Origin of the sequence: Tumebacillus lipolyticus (assembly GCF_042682745.1) — a bacterium.
Taxonomy (GTDB): Bacteria; Bacillota; Bacilli; order Tumebacillales; family Tumebacillaceae; genus Tumebacillus_A; species Tumebacillus_A lipolyticus.
In genome coordinates this window covers 1108644-1127131 of sequence record NZ_JBHUIO010000005.1, presented here as the reverse complement: position 1 = coordinate 1127131, position 18488 = coordinate 1108644, and the positions used below count along the sequence as shown (strand labels likewise).

Here is an 18488-nt window from a genome sequence, read left to right as displayed (position 1 = left end):
GTGCTGTCTGAAGCAGGTTCACTATTCGAAATAGAGCGCATGGTGAGCCGCGCAGCCTGGGTTGAACGATGCGTTGCAGGCGGGGCATCTCGAATCGCACTCTTTATACTCATGTACGGTCAACTCATGTCCACAGGAGCCGCACAGCACTGCCGCTTCGTCAAACCGAGATTGCGGCCAGGGCTTTGGCGGGTGGTCCGCCGTTTCCAGATGGCATTGATAGCAGGAATAATAGCGCTCACAGCAGCCGAACTTTAAGGCGATGATGTCCAGCTCGGAGTGGTAGTGCTGGCAGCGGGTCTGCTGATCGACGTCGACACCGTACACGCTTGGCCGGACGATCGGGAGTGGCTCACCCGCTACCACTCGACGCACACCATCCTGACAGACCCCGTAAGGAAGCCACGGACAGGTCGAGCAGATCTGGAGTAGATCGTCAGGTTGGAGCGAGGTGGCGACGCGGTTTAGGATGTCAGCCCACGTCACGATCTGACCGGTGACGAGGCCCAAGCGCTCAAGGATCAGCGCGTCGCGCTCTGCCACCGTGCGATCTTCACAGTGATAATCGCCGTCTGGGGGAAAGCAGGCGCAAAGCTGATCGGGGCCTTTCACAAGCTCGCATTCGGTCTGCGGATCGGCGAGCAACGTCCGATACACTTCAGTCATATTGTCCACATAGGCATCCGAATACCCCATCCCTCGATACCCGAGCAGACAGAGCAGATGATGCCCGCGCAACGCGATTGGCATCGTCAAACGTCTCCTTGCTGTTTAGAGGATGTTTCTACTATAGCACATGCTTTTTACGAGCGAGGTGGCGAGGGGTTGTGGTCGGCATCCTGAGTGATTCGGAAGGGGCTAGGGGAACATTTGCCTAATTGGGGTAAAAAGATATGAATCCCAGTTTCCATTATCAAAATCAATACTTCCAAATTTTGATCGAAACAGGATATAATTACCTTGTGCGAGCTGCAAGTTCTTTGTCGAGCAAGGAGGGTACCTGTGGGAAAAAGAAACATTCGAAATCTATTACTGTCCCAATTCTTCTCCGATGTAGGGGATTGGATCACAGCGGGGACGATCATGCTCTTGATCTACAAGGCGACGGAGAGTCCCGTATTGGTGAGTATGATCATGATCACAGAAAATATTGCAATCATTCTGTTTGCTACGATCGGGGGCGCTTTTGCTGATCGACACTCGCCGAAGAAGATCATGGTCGTCTGTGATCTGGTTCGCGCAAGTGTCGTGGCGTCGATTCCTCTCTTCTCGTCAAACATTTGGCTGATCTATGTCGCTTTGCTCGTTCAGGTATCGTTCAGTTGCTTCTTCGCACCGGCAAAACAGAAGGTGATCACCAAGGTGGCCAACCGCGATGAACTGGCGGTCGTAAACAGCTGGAGCTTTGGCATCTCCGGATTTGTGCGGATCATCGGAACGATGTCTGCCGGTCTGATCGTCGGGGCATTGGGGTATCATATCCCCTTCTTTATTGACGCGACCACGTTTCTGATCTCCGCCCTGTTCTTGCTGCGAGTGGTCTATCACGCTAATGGGTCGGCGCTTCCTCAGAACTCTTTTGTAGATCGCACCGCGAAGACTTCACTTCTCCAAGATGTCTTGATCGGGATCAAGGAGGTGCGGCGCATCCCAGCCGTTCCGAAACTGCTGGCCGTCTTTACGCTGGGTAGCTTTTTGATGGGCTTGTTCGTGCCGCAGTTAGTTGTTTACAACGCTAGATCTCTGCAGGGAGATGAGTTTTCCTACGGATTGCTCAACGCAATGATCGCACTCGGAACGATCATCGCCACCGCGATCTTTCCGAAGTTTGTCCATAGATTTGATCCATATCAGACGATGACCTACACCGCCTTTGCTGGGCTCGGGTCGATGTTGATCTTGCTAACGCTAGTCCCACCACCCTTCCAGCTTGCCGTCCTCTTTTTCTTCGGCGTCCTGCAGTCGACCCCCAACCTTGTAGCCACAACGCTGGCTCAGATGATCGTGCCGGAAGAGCTGTTGGGCAGGTATTTCGGGCTGCTCAATCTCTTTACCACCAGTTGTTATATCACGGGGATGGTTGTCGGGGGACTTGTGGCTTCTTATGACATCGACTGGATGTACCGGGGGGCTGGTTTGTTTGCGCTCACCGTGTTCGTGTTAACGGTGTTGTTTCGGAATCAGATGCAACGTGGGATTAGTTATGAACAAACGCAGGCACCATCTGCCAAGTCGCCTTGACCTAAAACTTCTGCCAACAAAAGGCTCAAAACGTTGACGCTTGGCTGCGTCTCAGTTTTGAGCCTTTTTCGTGAAGTCGCCCTCGTGATGCCTGCATCATGGATTGTACGGGCGGAACAGCACCTGAACAGAGTCGATTAAAGTCTCGCTTGTAGCTCAGCGTCGACGAGCGCTAGGAGTCGCGGCCAATCATGGTCGTCGTTTTCGAGGATCACCGTCTCAAACGGGAGTCGTTTGCAGATCTCAAGCTCGACTTCCTGTCTCATTTGGAGAAATTCGATCAGTCCGTCAAACCCGTGCAAACGATGCGCTTTCCCATACTCTTGCTCTGTATGATACTGAATCACAAAGTCGAGCCAAGCTTTCGGACGCTCTGCACATACTCGCTCGACCGTCTTGCGAACATCAGGCTGATAATAATAGAACAGTAACGGGTGGAGAGGCCCGATCAGCTCCGCTAAGCGCAACACATGTTGTGCGGCCGCTTCTATACCCGCGTCATGTTTGGCGAGAAAGGCGCACATCGGGTTTTGCAGAAAACAGCACTCCAAGACGGTGGTCACATCTCGTTCGACCGCTCGCTCTGCAAATTGTGACCAGCTTGCTTGCAGGAGTCTGCTGTGGTTCACGAGGTCGATTCCATCATAGATGTCAAACTGTTGAAGCTTGTGAGTGAGCGAGGGTGGAATTTGCTGATCCAGCTTGCCATAAGGAACGAGCCAGTCGTCACCATCCCGCGTCACCGCCTGTTGGAGCGCCGCCGCACAGCCAGGATGCTGTTCACACAGGGATTGGTACGCATCGTGGGTCAAGCAGGCGACCCGATCGTAGTCGGCCGGGTGATCGAGGTCACCTTCGAGAAACAGGTCGGTTGTCCTGCCCTGTGCGCGCAGTCGATCGGTGATGTGCTGAGCGGTGGATGTCTTGCCCGATCCCATGATTCCTTCGATCATCACAAGCTTTGTTCGTGTCATGTATTCTATCAACTCGCTTCTGTACTCATCAATTATGTGCGGTGAGCATGAATTTTTTGAAGCGGGTCACCGCCAGGGCGAGGCCGAGTGCCCCAAAGCCGAGCAGAACCAAGAGCGTCGGCCAGACGTCGGCGAGATGCGCGTTGCGAATCATCACATCTTGCAGACCGTGCTGTGCCCAATATTGCGGGGTGAAGCGCCCGACGATCTGAACCGCGTCAGGGAGCAGATCGAAGGGGAACCAGAGCCCGCCGACGATCGCACCGCCCATGGTGAAGATCTGGGTGAAGGCGATACCTTGGTTTTCACTTTGCACCCAAACGGAGAGCGCCAACCCGATTCCTGTGCCGCAGATCGCGAGGCTGAGCACGATCAGCGCGACTGCGAACACATCGCCCAGGTGAAGGTCATAGACGAAATGCCCAAACGCCAGCAGCACGGTGCACTGGATCAGGGCGATCAGGATAAAGGAGATCCATTCGCCGATCAGATAGGACAGCGGCTTGAGCGGCGTGCAGCGCAGGCGGGCCAGCATGCCCGACTCTTTTTCCTTGATGAAGGAGCGCACCATCGAGATCATGATAAAGAAGACGAACATGACCGTATATCCGGGAACGACTTGTGAAACCATGTCTAGTTTGGAGGCGTTCTCCTTGATGTCGTTGATATTGACCGGCGGGGTCAAGATCTGCTGAACTTCCGCCTCCGTTTTGCCCAGCGCTTTGAGGGTGCTGTTCAACTTGCCCTCGCGGTAGTTGGTGGCGATGTTTTGCAGGACCGCTTGGATCGGAGCGACCTCCTGATCGGCGGTGGCGTCATGGTAGAGGTCGAGGTCCGCCTTGGCGCTGCCAGACTTGAGCGCATCCTCGAACCCTTTGGGAATGACCAGCAGGGAGGATTGCTTGCCGTCTTTGATCTTTTGCAGCTGCTCGTCGAGCGTCAGGTCGGCGTCCGCTTTCAGCTCGAACCCCTTTATGCTTTTGATCGTGTTGAGGAACTGCTCGGATGCCTGCGTTTTGTCTTGGTCAAAATATTGGATCGCGATGTCCTTGCCCCCGATGTTTCCAAAGATCGATGCGAACATGACAATAAACAGGATCGGGAGCAGGAACAGCCAGAAGAAGGTGCCCTTCTCTTTTAACAACAATTGAACCTCTTTGCGAATGATCGTTTTCATCTCAAGTCTCCACCTCCTAGTCGCGCAGCGATGTGCCGGTCAGCGTCAAAAATACAGTTTCTAGCGAAGGGCGCACGATCTCCAGCTCGCGGATGTTGACACCTTGCTGCAGGGCGGTCTGGGTGATGCTCTGCATCGTCTCCAGCAGATTGTCAGTCTCCACGATGTGGCCGCGCTGCTCCTGGTGAACCGCTTTTACATGGGTGAAAGCCGGAAGCTCCGCCCATTCTTCCGCTTGCACGAAGATCGCCTGCTGGACGTACTTGTCGAGCAACTCCTGCAAGCTCCCCTGCACGACCACACGCCCGTTGTCGATGATCGCCAGATCATCGCACAGCGCCTCGACTTCCTCCATGTAGTGAGTGGAGTAGATCACAGTCACACCCTGCTCCTTCAGCTGGCGGATCATGTTGAAAATATGGTTCCGCGACTGCGGGTCGATGCCGACGGTCGGCTCATCGAGAATCAGCACCTGTGGCTGATGCAGCAGGGCGGCGGCGATGTTGATCCTGCGCTTCATGCCGCCAGAAAATGTCTGCACCGCATCTTTTGCGCGGTCGGTCAACCCGACTTGCTCCAAGACGGTCGCGATGCGCGCTTTTAACTCTTTGCCTTTCACGTCGTAAAGCTCGCCGAAAAACAAGAGGTTGTCGTAGGCGCTCAACTTGTCGTATAAGGTGATCTCCTGCGGGACATAGCCGACTTTGCGCTGAATCTGGCCGCGCTCGCGCTTGGCGTCGAGCCCGAGCACTTTGGCGGTGCCGCCATCGCCGTCGATGATGCCGGTCAGGATTTTCATCGTCGTCGATTTGCCCGCGCCGTTCGGGCCAAGCAGGCCGAAGCAAGTGCCGCCAGCGACAGAGAACGTGACGTCTTGCAACGCTTGCTTGTTGGCATATGTCTTGGTAAGACCTTGAACTTCTATGACTGACATTTTCTCTTCCCCTTTCCGTTTCCTTCCTCTTTATACGTGTCGATCAGCGATCGGTTGCAAGAAAATGTTCGAGATGAAAGATACGAATCTTGACAAACAACAAACAAAATAAGAAAATGTCTATAATAAATTAGATGATAAAAAGAGGTGTCCGTTCCGTGCAAGTCACAGACCGTTTTTGGAGCGCATCGTTGGAAGAGATCAAGCGCGGGTATGTGGAGGAGCAGGATCATTATGTCTGCCTGCTCTGTGGCGAGAAGATCGAAAAGGGAATCGTCTATCCGGAAGCGGGTGTCTTCTATGAGGCGGGTCGCTATATCAGGCTCCACGTGGAGCGAGCTCACCGATCGGTGTTTGAACATCTGATCCGCTTGGATAAGAAGTTCACCGGGCTGTCCGATCATCAAAACGGCCTGCTGCACCTTTTTTACCAGGGGAAGAGCGATCGCGAGGTACAGGCGGAAATGGGGATCGGCAGCGCCTCGACGATTCGCAATCACCGCTTTGCTTTGAAGGAGAAAGAGCGGCAGGCGAGAGTGTTTTTGGCGATGATGGAACTGCTCAAAGAAGTGGGCCAGCAGGAGCGCCAGCCGCCCTCGGCGAGCGAAAGTGAAAAGATCTTGCAGAAATACTTTCCCGATGGCACTTCGGGGCCGTTAAAAACGTTTGCGCTGAAGGAAAAACAGCGGCTGGTCGTGCTGCAGGAGATCGCCAAACGGTTTCAGCCGGACCATTTCTATAGCGAAAAAGAGGTCAATCAGATATTGGAACCTGTCTATGATGATCATGTGATGATCAGGCGGTATCTGGTCGAATATGGGCTGTTGCAGCGCAAGCCGGATGGCAGTCAGTATTGGTTGGAGTCCGAACCGACGACAGAGGAGGAGAATGGGATGAATCAAAGTCGCAGAGAAGAGCTAAAACAGCTTTACAAAGAATCGAAAACGGAAGCTGGCGTCTACCAGATCAAGAATACGAAAAACCAGAAGGTCTTTCTCGGCAGCACGATGAACCTGAAGACGCTAAATGGAAAGCGGTTCTCCTTGAACATGGGAACGAGCGTGTCGAACAGGGGGACGTTTATGTCCAAGGAGTTGCAAGAGGAGTGGAACGAGTACGGGGAAGGCGCGTTTGTGATCGAAGTCTTAGAAGTGCTGGAGCAGAAAGAGGACCCCTATTTTGATGCGAAGGATGCGCTTGAGAAGTTGGAACAAAAGTGGCTCGATAAGCTTCAGCCATACGAGGAGCGCGGGTACAACATCAAAAAGGAGTCAAAGTGACACTGAGGACAGCAGCTGGTACGCATCGGTCTGTCATGAGACTCCCCGAACCACCCAGATGCAAACGAAAGACCTCCTGAGCGAGTTGCGCGCACAGGAGGTCTTTTTGTTTCGAGATGCACATATCTGCTCAGGAGGTCGGGAGTCCCGATCTTGGTGAATCGGTAGGCAGGTTCGCAGGCAACACAGGCTATACGTGATTCAACGAGGAGAAATGCTCGCGATGCTAGTAGGAAACAGGCTAGGCGTGACCCAGTGACGCGAAGTGCTCGCGATACCAGCCGGAAGCAGGCTTGGCGTGATTCAACGAGGAGAAATGCTCGCGATGCAAGTCGGATGCAGGCTAGACGTGATTCAACGAGGAGAAGTGCTCGCGATGCTAGTAGGAAGCAGGCTATACGTGATTCAACGAGGAGAAATGCTCGCGATACCAGCCGAAGCAGGCTAGCTGTAATCCAGTCAGGCGAAGTGCTCGTGATACCAGTCGGTCGCAGGTTAGACGTTCTCTTGCAAAGGAAAGTGTTCGCGATACCAATCGCACGCAAGCTGTTCGACGATCTGCAAGTGGCGCATGAAGTTGTGTTCCGCCCCCTCCACGATCGCAAGCTTTGAGGTGCTCGGCAACCATCTCATCCCCTGCTCAGTGATGGAGGATAGCAGTTTCTCTTCCCAGCAGCTGTCTCCATGAATGATCAACACTGGGCATTTTACGCTCGACAGCAGTTTCTCCTGATCGAAGTCGGCAAAGTCGAGCAGCATCTGCCTGTCGATGATCAGCGTCTGCCGCGGCCCTGACTGCAGGTGTTCGGTGATGCGTCCGCTCTCGGCGAGCTCATTCATCTGCTCCGCTGTGAAGTGCTCATTCCAATCGTAGTTCACAGGCCCTGTCCCTGCGCCGGAGAGCACCATCGTCGAAATTGTCGGCGAGTAGGCGCTCAGACAAACTCTGCATCCTAAGCTGTGCCCATAAAGCGCGATCTGAGAGAATCCCTTCGCTTGCACAAACGAGATCGCCGCATGCAGATCGTCCACCATCTTCGCGAGGGTCAGCGCATCATCGTCGCTCTCCCCACAGCCGCTAAAGTCGAACGCCAACACGCTGTAGCCGATCGCTTGAAACGCACTTGAAAATCGATCAAACCTTCCTCTGGATGATTTGTCTGAAGTGAAGCCGTGGCACATGATGATGACCGATCGTGAGGACGATGGGTGAAAATTGCCCACCAGCTTCAAATTGCGGGAATTTGTAAACGTCACTCGTTCCATCTGCTCACCCCTTCGTCAAAGTACAACCATTCTCCACGCCAGGTATCCTCCTGTCAAGCAAAAGCGAAGGCGGGTGCAGCAGCGAATATCGCAAGCGGCAGCTGGTGTGAGCGAAGAATGCGGTCGCGCTTTGAAACCATTTCCGACCTCCTGTTTATCGAATTGAATAGGTTGGCAGGAGTGAGCAGCCACTTGAACAAGAGTGAAGACCCACTCGAATATGAAAAACCCGCATCGATCGCGATGCGGGTTTTTGTGCTCAAAAGCAGGGTCAAAACTTGATATGTTGCACATATAGTGTAAAAATACACATAATGTGAAAATGAATCTTATCTCTGGTGAGGAGGTCTGTTCGATGTGGCTTCGTTCGGCTCGCTTTGATCTTAGCTGGCTGATTCTCCCTCCGCTTGTTGTGTTATTGCTCTTGCCGCTCGATCGGGCCAACCAGACGGTGATCGCGGCGCTCGGTCTGTTCTCGCTGCTCCTGTCTGGCGTGCATATCGCGACCAACTGGACGCTGCTGTACCGCGATGCGACATTTTATCGCTTTGACCGCATGCGCTACGTACACATGGGATGGTTGATCATGCTCGGCTCGGTGTTGCTTTCGATGTGGGATCTTTCGCTGTTCATGTCAGTCTACGTGTACTGGGGTCTCTGGCATTTTGCGCGTCAGCATTGGGGAATCGCGATGCTGTACAAGTCAAAAACGGGCAAGCGCAGACCGCAGGAAGATCGCATCGACAGGTGGTTGGTACACCTGCTGCTCTTTCTGCCGCTGTTGGTGCAGTTTGCGCGTCCGGAGGCGTTCGGTTTTTACACGATCACCCTCTATCGCTTTCACCTGCCGCCAGCGCTTGCGGAGATCGGCACGATCCTCTGGTGGATCTTGCTCGGCGGCTGGCTCGTCTACTGCGGATGGCGATACGCCCGCGGGCAGCTGACTCTCCCATTTTTCCTGACCGCGCTGTTCTCGATCGTGTCGCTGGCCAGCATCTATTGGCTGACGCACAACTTTCTGCTGATGTATGCGCTGATCTCCATCCCGCACTCGCTGCAATATATCGGGCTTGCTGGCCATTACCATGACGGAAAAAACAGGCGCATCCTGAAGTGGGCGGGCGCGCGCAACCGTCGCTTTTTCCTCCGCTTTCTGATGTTCACCTTCGGCTACACGATGATCGCCGTCGTGCTCGTTCGCTTTAACGAGCAGTTTCACTCGCCGCTGATCTACGGCTTGCTCGGCCTGACGATCTTTCATTTCTGGGTCGAGCTGTGGTCGTGGCGCAGCAAATACAACCCGGAACTGCGCGATGCGCTCGGCGTATAGACGAAGCAAAACAGGCGGTGCCGCTTGGGCACCGCCTGTCTACTCGGCCGTCGACTCTGCGACTAGCTCTTCTAACCGCTTGTGAATCTCGTCCAACTCGTACGAATAAAAATGACGATAGTTGTTGCTGTCGATGATCCGGTAATGGCCGGTCACCCGGTTGTGCTGGACGCGAAAGTGGCCCGTCTCCTCGATCACCTTCCAAAAGACCAGCCCGCCGAGCGTGCGCAACTTCGGTCGCGGCGCACTCCGCTTGGCGCTCAAGTCGATCACTTCCAACACCGCATCGCCAAACAGGTTGCGGATGATCTCCCCATCCCGAAACAGCACGCACACCGCAACGGCTGTCGTGAAGCCGAACGTCTTGCGCCCCTTTTCCACCTCGACCAACGTCTTCTTGGAAATCCCGATGATCGCGGCAAACCGCTCCTGTGTCAAGTCTGCCTCCGACCGAATCAGCCGGGCCCGCTCCGACACCATCTCGTCCAACATCGCCTGTTCCATCGTCGTCTCCCGCCTTTCATTACGTGTATCTTTACACGAAAAGGGGGATTATGCAATATGCGTGCGAGGTGCGCGTTGTCCGCACCAGATTGAAACACTGGCGTCGCGCTTTCTCACCTTTTGGATCTGGCTGGCGGTGAGGAGGCGCTTTTTTGATTGGAGAGATGAGGGAGGCTCATTAGGAGATGAACGGGGCTCATATAGAAAAGATATGGAAAAGCTATGATTTTCATATTTTTCATGCAGGAGCTGTGATGCTATTCTGTGTGCAAGTAGAGGACATGGCGAGGGAGGGGGCATCTTGCTCAGAATCGCAATCGTTTTGCTCAGCATCGCGCTTGTCGGCTGTCAGGTTGCACCTGATCGGCAGGAAGGAACGAGCCATTTGCAGACGGATGAAAAGGATGTGAACAGCATGAGCGATCAATTGATCCAGGCGGCAGAGCAGGGGGACACGAAAACCGTTCTTGAGCTGATCGGAAAGGGAGCAGACCTCGATGCGAAAGATTCGCGCGGTCGGACTCCGATCATGGCGGCTACGCATGGGAATCGAGTGGAGACGGTAAAAGCGCTGATCGATGCGGGGGCGAACATCAACCTGCAGGACGACAGAAAGGACAATCCGTTTTTGTACGCCGGGGCGGAGGGGCAGTTGGAGATTCTCAAACTGCTGATCGAAGCGGGTGCGGATACGAAGCTGACCAATCGCTATGGCGGCACGGCGCTGATTCCCGCCTCGGAGCGCGGACATGTCGAGGTCGTTCGCGAACTGCTCGCGCGCACAGATGTCGATGTGAACCATGTGAACAACTTGGGCTGGACCGCTTTGTTGGAAGCTGTCTTGCTCGGCAGCGGAGGAGCAGATCACCAGCAGATCGTGCAGCTGTTGATCGCGCATGGAGCGGATGTGCAGATCGCCGATAAGGATGGGGTCACGCCTTTGCAGCATGCCCGCAGCAAAAGATTTCAGGCGATCGAGCAGATCTTGCATGCGGCGGGAGCATAAAACGGGGTTGCCATATGAATGCTAATATAGAAAGACGATCGTCGAGCGAATCTCGCTGTGGCGATCGTTTTTTTTACTGCGAGAAGAACAAATGAAAAAGAGGTGAGCGCGCCAGACAACTCTGACTGCGCTCACCTCGCTTGATTCGCCAAAAGCAAAATGGTACAATGAGGAGTGCTCATTGTGGAAAGTGATATAATCCGCACAAATATCCTACAATAATGGTACCACAGCAAAAGCTCGTTTGTCAAACCCTTATCGGTAAAGGAGCGATTTTATGAGCGTGACTGATCAAGACTGGAGACGGGAACAGGACAGGGTGACTCGCGTGCTCGCGGAGATCGACAAGCGCATCTCCGTCCTTGAGCAGGAAGAGGGCGAGACCAGGGCGGAGATCGTCGAGTTTCGCAAAAACTTTTGGGACGATGTGACAGTCAATCTGGATGAGCCGGATGACATCATCGAGACGCATGCGACTTTGCGACAACAGGCGGAGGTGCTGTCTGAGCGAGAGCGCAGACATCGCCAGACGACCGGACAACTGAAAAAACTGAGACGACTTCAGCAATCGCCCTATTTTGGCTGCATCGATTTTCGTGAGCAGGGGGAGCGAGAAGCGGAGCGCATCTATATCGGAATCGGCTCATTTCTTGATCAGAGCGAGACAGAATATCTGATCTATGATTGGCGGGCTCCTGTGTCGAGCCTGTATTACGACTATGCTCCCGGCCCGGTCGAGTATGAAACGCCGGGGGGAACGATCGAGGGGGAGATGGTGCAGAAGCGGCAGTTCGTCATCCGCGACGGCATGATCAAAAGCCTGTTTGACACGGGCCTGACGATCGGAGATGAACTGCTGCAAGAGGTGTTGGGCCAGCAGGCCAATCTGCAGATGAAAAGCATCGTCGCCACGATTCAGCAGGAGCAGAACCGGATCATCCGCAACACGCGAAGCCGGTTGCTCGTCGTGCAGGGCGCAGCGGGCAGCGGCAAAACGTCTGCCGCGATGCAGCGGGTGGCCTATCTGCTCTATCGGTTTCGGGAAACGCTTCGCGCAGAGCAGATGGTGCTGTTTTCGCCCAATCGGATGTTCAACAGCTACGTCTCTTCCGTCCTGCCGGAGCTGGGCGAGGAAAACATGCAGCAGACCACTTTTCAAGACTATCTGGAATACAGATTGGGTCGCACATTTGAGTTGGAGGAGCCGTTCGCACAGCTCGAATACACGCTGACCGCAGGTGAGGAGTCGGGGTATGCGGCGCGCCTCGAAAGCATCCGCTACAAGTCGAGCCCTGCCTATGTCGAGTTGATCGAGCGGTATGTGCAGTACCTCGGGCAAGAGGGGCTGCAGTTTCGCAATCTGAAATTTCGCGGGGAGATCATTCTGTCGAAAGAGCTGATCTACGACCAGTTCTACCAGCTTGAGCGGTCGTTGCCGATCCCCAACCGTCTGGAGCTGCTGGTCGAAGCGCTGCTTCAGCAGTTGAAACAGCGGGCGTTGCACGAGCTTGAGCAACCGTGGGTCGAGGAAGAGGTCGAGCTGCTGGACAACGAGGAGTATTTGGAAGCTTTCCGTTCGCTGCAGCGCAAAAAGCGATTTACAGAAAACAGTTTTGATGATTTTGATCGCGAGCGTCAACTCTTGGCCGAGCGGGTCGTCCAAAAGCTGTTCAAACCTCTGCGCGCTCAGATCAGACGGCTGCGTTTTCTCGACATTCCTGCCGTCTATCGGCGACTTTTTGCAGACCCGCAGCTGGTCGCTCAACTTGATCTGAACGACAGGCTTCCCGACTGCTGGGCAGAGATCGGCGAGCAGACGGTGGCGCGGCTTGAGCGAAAGGAACTGGCGCTGGAAGATGCGACGCCCTATCTTTATCTGCAAGAGAAGATCGAAGGATTTCGCACGAACACTGCTGTTCGCAACGTGTTTATCGATGAGGCGCAAGACTATTCGGCGTTTCAATTCGCCTTCCTGCGCAAGCTTTTTCCGCATGGCAAGATGACGGTGCTCGGGGATTTCAACCAGGCGATCTACGCGCACAGCGCAGACCACCAGTTTGTCTTCCAACCGCTGATCGACCTCTATCAGGAGGAGGATGTGGAGACGATCCTGCTGACGAAGAGCTATCGATCGACCCGACAGATCGTCGAGTTTACCCGCAGTTTTATCGCGGGCGGAGAGTCGATCGAACCGTTTAACCGGCCGGGGGAGAAGCCGACGCTCACCAGAGTGGAAGACGAGCGTGAACTGCACGACAAGATCATCGAGCAGATTCGCACGTTGCAATCGGCAAGGTACAACACGATCGCGATCATCTGCAGAACGGCGAGCGAGAGCAAGCATGCCTATGAAGCTTTGCAAAGCGCAGTCGATCTTCGGCTGATCGATCTGCGCACGACCGCTTATGAGGCGGGCGTGTTGGTGATCCCATCTTATCTGGCAAAAGGGGTAGAGTTTGATGCGGTCATCCTCTATGACGCATCCGCTTATCGGGAGGAATCGGAACGAAAGCTGTTCTATACCGCCTGCACGCGGGCGATGCATGAGCTGCACCTCTTCGCAAGCGGCGAGCTGAACCCTTTTCTCCTTGAAGCGGGCGAAGATACGTATCGGGTCAACAGGTAGGAAGTGGGGGCTTGGGAGGAAATCACCACCTCTCGTCCCCCTCGTCAGGGGGATAGTGGCTTGGAGAAACATACTTCAACTGTGAGTTCGCGCTTGGTGGTGAGTTGGTTCAGAGCCAATGTGCAGGGGAGTGTTTTTGGCGAGCTGTTGGCGAAGCGGGTGGCGTGTGAGTTGAAGCTGTGGTTGGCGATGTGCTAGAATAAAAGCATAAGAAATGCGTACCATAAAAAATGACCATAGGTGCTGAGAACACCTACGGTCGTTTGCACAACAGATACCCCAAAAGGGTGTCAGCTCATGTTGAAACATAGAAGTAGACCTCAATGGCCGCTAAGCTCAAGGGAGGTCTAAAAAAGACCATAGGTGCTTGGAACACCTACGGTCGTTTGCACGGCAGATACCCCAAAAGGGTGTCGGCTCTTGTTAATACAGAGAAGTAGACCTCAATGGCCTGGTAAGCTCAAGGGAGGTCAAAAAAATGACCATAGGTGCTGGAACACCTACGGTCGTTTGCACAACAGATACCCCAAAAGGGTGTCGGCTCATGTTGAAACATAGAAGTAGACCTCAATGGCCCTTTAAGCTCAAGAGAGGTCTATTTCTTTTTTTGTAGGTTGAGTATGCTGATCATCAAAGTGAGCAGACCGAAGATGATCGCAGCTACCAACGAGCCGAAAGCAATCATCACAGTGAGCGTCTGAAACACAGTCATACCGATCTCACCCCCTTTCACCGGGGATGAGCCGACCACCCTTGAGGAGCCTATTCAGTTGTGCTTTTGTAGTCTATCATAAGGTGATTGAAAGTGATATGACTTAAAAGTGTGTTCGATAGAATAAAATTAAAGTGAAATGACAGCGGGACAATTGTCTTGCTAAACGTCCTGTGCTTGGTTTCTACTGCGCGGGGCGTTTTTCATTTCCAGACGGATATACCCAGAGCTGCATCACCGCTTCTAGCAATTGCTCATGACCCCATGCCGAAGGATGAATCCACGGAGAAGGGGCGGTGACATAGAGCTTATCGCTCAACTGCGCGCGCAATCCTTGCATGCCGTTTTTCTGATGAAGGGAGACGACATCTGCCACCTCGGGGATCGAGTCTGCCAACAGAACGATTCGATCCGCATCGAAATCATCAAGATCTTGCCAATGTACCGTCTCGACCTGGGAGATGTTCCGCACGCGATCGGGGAGCCGCACGTTCAACTCCTCATACAACGAGCGGCTGATCCCGCTCGACCGTGCCCCATACACGCGAAATCGCTCGTCCGGCAACGCATGTACGAGGAGCACCGAGTCGGCTTGCAGCGCTTTCTGGACTTGTCGACCGACATGCAGGGCCCGCGCATCATAGGTGTCGAGCCAGGCGAGAGCGAGCACGCGCAGGTCGATGCTCTCGGCGGCGCGGACGAGCAGTTCCCGCCAAGTGGCGCCCCTGTCTTCGATCAGTCTGACAGGTGCGATCGCGCTCATCCGATCGAGAATCGGACGGGCTTCTGGCGGAGCGAGGATGAGATCCGGCTTGACCAGATGCAGCCGTTTGATCAGATCGGCGGCGAAGCGACCTTTGAACGGGCCATCTGAGCCGCTCGGCACATCGGGGATGGTCAGACAGGGGGTGATGCCCAGCGCGAGGAGCGATTCCTCCATTCCCTTTGCCAGCACCGCGATCTTTCGGCGGGCACCGGCCAGAAATTCGCTCGGGGCCAAGCCGTTGTGCTTTTTAAACAGGCGGCTGAAGTAATATTCATCCGCATAGCCGACCGCGTGGGCGATCTCGGCGATCTTCAGCTCGCTCGAAGCCATCAGCTCCCGCGAGCGCCTGATGCGGTGGTATGTCAACCACTGCAGGGGAGTCACGCCGAGGTATTCTTTGAACAGTTTGTAAAATTGAGTGACGCCCAGCCCCGAATCGACCGCCATCCGATTGACCTGAAACTCCTCTTCCAGATGCTCGGCCATGTAGGAGGCAGTCTCAAGGATCGACAGCTCCGGTTTCGGACGATAGCTTTCCGGTCTCGGAACTTCCGCCGCATGTTGGAGCATCATCGACAGCAGTTCGTGCCAATACGCTTCACGTCCCGCCTGACAGACGCCGATGCCAGCCTGCACCTGCTCTTGAATCTTGTCGATCAGATGGCGCACGACGGTGCGGGCAACAGGGCGGACGTGCCCCTCCAGCGGAAAGCGGCAGGGGGTTGCCGTCCATTCGCCGCTCAGGGCGCGGTGGATCTCCACACAAGAAAAATCGAAGCGATAGAGCACCATCCCTGCTGGCATCAGACCGTCCCACCGCGCCTCCGCATGCGAGGGAAGGATGACCAGATCGCCTTCGCACAGCGGCAGCGGGTCGCAATCCTGTTGCAGCGAGCCATTTCCTTGGGCGACAAAGCAAAGCCGATCCAGAGTTGAGGGGTACCAAGTGATCGAACAGCCCTCAGCAACCTGTTCGATCTGAAAGGCATCGACCTCAAACCAAGCTTGTCGCAAAAAGTGTTGCGTAGTTTTCATCCGACCGCGTCCTTTCAAGGTGAGTCATCCGTTGTGCCAGAATGTGTTACTTCTATTTTCAATGAAAATGATTCTCAATGTCAATGGGAAGTCTCTTTTTCGGTCGGGTTGGTGGGTGGCTACAACAAGACCAACACAAAAAGACAGCAGGCAGGAAAACGCCAGCTGTCTTTCTATAAAGGGTGTCAGCGGTCAGAGGGTTGAAAAACAGACACAACTTGAACAGCGCTTCCCCGCAGCGATCAGCGCTTTTCCTTCCACAGCTGTTCCAGCAAGATCACGATCAGCGTTCCGACCAAGAGGCCGTTGGTGACCACATATTGAACGAGCGAAGGCAGCTGTTGAAAGGCGGCGGGAGGTACGGCCATCAGCCCAGCGCCGATCAGCAGCGTGATGCCGAGGATGCTCAACCTCCGCTGATCCAGCGGGTCGCGGAGGAGCGATTGGAACGAGATGCCGACCAGTTGGACAAAATTGGCCAGCAGGACGGCGCTTGCGACCGTGCCGGGCAACAGCGCGAGAAAATTGACGATCCACGGCAGGAAGGCAACGCCAGACAGCAGCAGGCAGGCGATCAGAAAAGGCCGGGTCTGCGTCTGCCCTGTCAGGCGGATGAAGCCAGCGCTGACCGGAAGCGGTACCACCCCGATCGTGGAAAAGGAGGAGGCGAACAGATGGGAAAACCCGCCCGCCCAGCTGCCGCGTCGCACCGATCGCTGATGGAGCTGCTCATTGCGCGGCACGACCTGACCGACCGCCGAAACGGCAGCGATCGTGTTGGAGACGAGGGTGAGCGTGAACAGCATGGCGGTGAAGACGATGCCTGCGTTCAGCTTGGGCAGACCCCAGGCGAACATCTCCGGCAATTGAAAGAGAGCGGTGGAGCCTGTGAGTGAGGTTGAGCTCTTCCCGAGCAGAGCGAACACCAGCCAGCCTACGAGGATTCCGATCAGCACGGCGTAGTTTTTCACCCAGCCCCTCCCCTTGATCGAAAGGATCAACACGAGCGCAAACACCCCGCAGGCGAGCAGCGCTTGGGTGAGATCGAGCGGCTGACCAGTTCCCTGCACGCCGAGCATCCCTTTTAAGAAGACGCCGCTCAGCTGGATGGTGAGCAGGAGCAGGAAGGAGCCGGTGACCAGCGGGGTGAACAGAAAGGCGATCCGCTCGACCAGACCGGTTAAGCCTAAAAAGAGCAACAGGATGCCTGCGACGAGCAGCGCCCCTGTAAACAGCTGCAACGTCTCCTGCGCGCTCGTCCCCTGGTGGAGCGACACGTCTGCCAAGATGACAAACACGCTGACCCAGGAGCCGGCAGGGCCGTCGGCGACCGGATAGCGGTGACCCAACCACCCCTGCAAGAGCGTGCTGATCCCGACGACAAAAAAGGTTCGCTGCATCAAGGAGGACACCTCTTCGACAGACAGTTGAAAGAGGCTGCCGATGACGACGGGCAGCGCGATCGAATTGGTGACCAAAAAAATAAACCACTGCAAAGTGCTCAAGTGGCGAAACCAGCGCGATTGTGCCATGTGTGTTTCACCTTTCTTTTCAGAGATCGATACGAACACCCTCACCGCTTTGGCATCGGACGAGAACTAGTGCGCCCTTCCAGTTTGGTCGAGGGGATCGTCTCATGCTAACATGGCAGTAGGATTGATGAAAAATATCTGTTTCATTCACCTTTCATACGTTTTTCATATCATGGAGCGTGATGTCAATGGATCTGCGGCAACTGAGGTATTTTATCGCCATCGTCGAAGAGAAAAAGATCACGGCAGCCGCCAAACGGCTGCATATTGCGCAACCGCCGCTCAGCCAACAGTTGAAGCTGATGGAGCAGGAGCTGGGCGTGCAGCTGATCGAGCGAAGCGGCAAGCTCTTAGAGGTGACAGAAGCGGGGAAGATGCTGTACAAACATGCGTTGCACATCATCCGCTACATGGAAGAATCACAGCTTGAAGTGCAGGAGACAGGAGCGGGTCTGCGCGGCAAGTTGACGCTCGGGATCAACACGCTGTCCGACGCGCGGTTTGCCGAACTGCTCGCCGCCTTTCGGGGAAAATATCCGAACATCTCGTTTAAGATCCAGCAAAACGAATCGGACAAGCTCTGCCAATTGGTCAGAGAGCGGTCGATCGAGCTGGCGATCGTTCGCTATCCGCTGGAGTTGAGCGACTTTTCGGTTCTGCATCTGAAGACTGAGCCGTATTGTTTTGTGATTTCTGCGCAAGAGCAGGTGGAGGGGGAGACGATCTCCTTTCCGGAGATCGGGTCGGTTCCGCTGATCCTGCCGAGCACAGAGGGGCTAGGCGTTCATCAGATGATCGTCGATGAGTTTGCCTGCTGTCAGGTTGAGCCGAACGTGATCTGCGAGTGCTCCGACATCTCGCTGTTGCTCCAGTTGGTATCATCCGGGTTGGGCGCGACGATCGTCCCGGCGTCCGTCTTGCAACTGCACAGGGGGCATGCGGTGCGGGCGCTCAAGATCGTCGACACGACGCTCACCGCCACATCTGTGCTGATCTGGCTAAAAGATCGCTATCTCTCCAAAGGGGCGCAACATTTTATCGACATGCTCTCGTCGAACAGCGCGTTCACCGACGGTAGGCGGGGATGAAAAATGGGAAGCCGGCG

At 54.9% G+C, this 18488-nt stretch carries 16 protein-coding genes; 7 read left to right on the top strand and 9 right to left on the bottom strand.

The window, feature by feature from the left end:
* Positions 1-21: 21 nt before the first annotated feature.
* Positions 22-750, bottom strand: a complete 729-nt coding sequence (locus ACFSOY_RS10525; RefSeq protein WP_386046385.1) for a DUF1284 domain-containing protein — start codon at positions 748-750, stop codon at positions 22-24.
* Positions 751-1002: 252 nt separating this feature from the next.
* On the opposite strand from ACFSOY_RS10525, the gene ACFSOY_RS10520 reads away from it, so the two are divergent.
* Entirely contained in the window at positions 1003-2241 is a 1239-nt protein-coding gene (locus tag ACFSOY_RS10520) for an MFS transporter (protein ID WP_386046383.1), read from the top strand.
* A gap of 137 nt (positions 2242-2378) precedes the next feature.
* Here ACFSOY_RS10520 and ACFSOY_RS10515 read toward each other — a convergent pair whose 3' ends face one another.
* Genes ACFSOY_RS10515 through ACFSOY_RS10505 form a run of 3 tightly spaced genes read right to left on the bottom strand, consistent with a single transcriptional unit; the run spans position 2379 to position 5326 of the window.
* Positions 2379-3215 (bottom strand): P-loop domain-containing protein, encoded by an 837-nt coding sequence (locus ACFSOY_RS10515; protein WP_386046381.1) that lies wholly within the window; start codon positions 3213-3215, stop codon positions 2379-2381.
* Positions 3216-3243: 28 nt separating this feature from the next.
* The gene (locus tag ACFSOY_RS10510) at positions 3244-4392 is read right to left on the bottom strand and encodes an ABC transporter permease (RefSeq protein WP_386046379.1); all 1149 of its coding nucleotides are present in this window, start codon (positions 4390-4392) and stop codon (positions 3244-3246) included.
* Between the two features lie 16 nt (positions 4393-4408).
* Complete coding sequence (locus ACFSOY_RS10505) at positions 4409-5326, bottom strand: ABC transporter ATP-binding protein (protein ID WP_386046377.1); 918 nt, start codon at positions 5324-5326, stop codon at positions 4409-4411.
* Between the two features lie 158 nt (positions 5327-5484).
* Here ACFSOY_RS10505 and ACFSOY_RS10500 point away from each other — a divergent pair, with 158 nt between their 5' ends.
* Entirely contained in the window at positions 5485-6606 is a 1122-nt protein-coding gene (locus ACFSOY_RS10500) for a DUF2087 domain-containing protein (protein ID WP_386046375.1), read from the top strand.
* Positions 6607-7101: 495 nt separating this feature from the next.
* Here the strand turns inward: ACFSOY_RS10500 and ACFSOY_RS10495 are convergent, their stop codons facing one another.
* The gene (locus tag ACFSOY_RS10495) at positions 7102-7872 is read right to left on the bottom strand and encodes an alpha/beta hydrolase (RefSeq protein WP_386046373.1); all 771 of its coding nucleotides are present in this window, start codon (positions 7870-7872) and stop codon (positions 7102-7104) included.
* Between the two features lie 355 nt (positions 7873-8227).
* Between ACFSOY_RS10495 and ACFSOY_RS10490 the strand changes: the two genes are divergently transcribed.
* Positions 8228-9202 (top strand): hypothetical protein, encoded by a 975-nt coding sequence (locus ACFSOY_RS10490; protein WP_386046371.1) that lies wholly within the window; start codon positions 8228-8230, stop codon positions 9200-9202.
* A 39-nt stretch (positions 9203-9241) separates the two neighbouring features.
* On the opposite strand, the gene ACFSOY_RS10485 is transcribed toward ACFSOY_RS10490, so the two are convergent.
* Complete coding sequence (locus ACFSOY_RS10485) at positions 9242-9706, bottom strand: helix-turn-helix transcriptional regulator (protein WP_386046369.1); 465 nt, start codon at positions 9704-9706, stop codon at positions 9242-9244.
* Positions 9707-10016: 310 nt separating this feature from the next.
* Here ACFSOY_RS10485 and ACFSOY_RS10480 point away from each other — a divergent pair, with 310 nt between their 5' ends.
* The 3 genes from ACFSOY_RS10480 (at position 10017) to ACFSOY_RS10470 (ending at position 13536) form a co-directional block, all read left to right on the top strand.
* The gene (locus ACFSOY_RS10480; RefSeq protein WP_386046811.1) at positions 10017-10712 is read left to right on the top strand and encodes an ankyrin repeat domain-containing protein; all 696 of its coding nucleotides are present in this window, start codon (positions 10017-10019) and stop codon (positions 10710-10712) included.
* A 277-nt stretch (positions 10713-10989) separates the two neighbouring features.
* Positions 10990-13338: an RNA polymerase recycling motor HelD gene (helD, locus tag ACFSOY_RS10475; RefSeq protein WP_386046368.1), complete on the top strand. Its 2349-nt coding sequence runs from the start codon at positions 10990-10992 to the stop codon at positions 13336-13338.
* Positions 13339-13398: 60 nt separating this feature from the next.
* On the top strand, positions 13399-13536 hold the full coding sequence (locus ACFSOY_RS10470) for a hypothetical protein (protein ID WP_386046366.1): 138 nt from the start codon (positions 13399-13401) through the stop codon (positions 13534-13536).
* A gap of 397 nt (positions 13537-13933) precedes the next feature.
* On the opposite strand, the gene ACFSOY_RS10465 is transcribed toward ACFSOY_RS10470, so the two are convergent.
* From ACFSOY_RS10465 to ACFSOY_RS10455, 3 genes are all read right to left on the bottom strand, one after another.
* Complete coding sequence (locus ACFSOY_RS10465) at positions 13934-14050, bottom strand: putative holin-like toxin (protein ID WP_386046364.1); 117 nt, start codon at positions 14048-14050, stop codon at positions 13934-13936.
* Positions 14051-14234: 184 nt separating this feature from the next.
* Complete coding sequence (locus ACFSOY_RS10460; RefSeq protein ID WP_386046362.1) at positions 14235-15851, bottom strand: helix-turn-helix domain-containing protein; 1617 nt, start codon at positions 15849-15851, stop codon at positions 14235-14237.
* A gap of 242 nt (positions 15852-16093) precedes the next feature.
* Entirely contained in the window at positions 16094-17383 is a 1290-nt protein-coding gene (locus ACFSOY_RS10455) for a purine/pyrimidine permease (RefSeq protein ID WP_386046360.1), read from the bottom strand.
* A 188-nt stretch (positions 17384-17571) separates the two neighbouring features.
* On the opposite strand from ACFSOY_RS10455, the gene ACFSOY_RS10450 reads away from it, so the two are divergent.
* Positions 17572-18471, top strand: coding sequence for a LysR family transcriptional regulator (locus ACFSOY_RS10450; protein WP_386046358.1), 900 nt, complete (start codon positions 17572-17574; stop codon positions 18469-18471).
* The last annotated feature ends 17 nt before the right edge of the window (positions 18472-18488 follow it).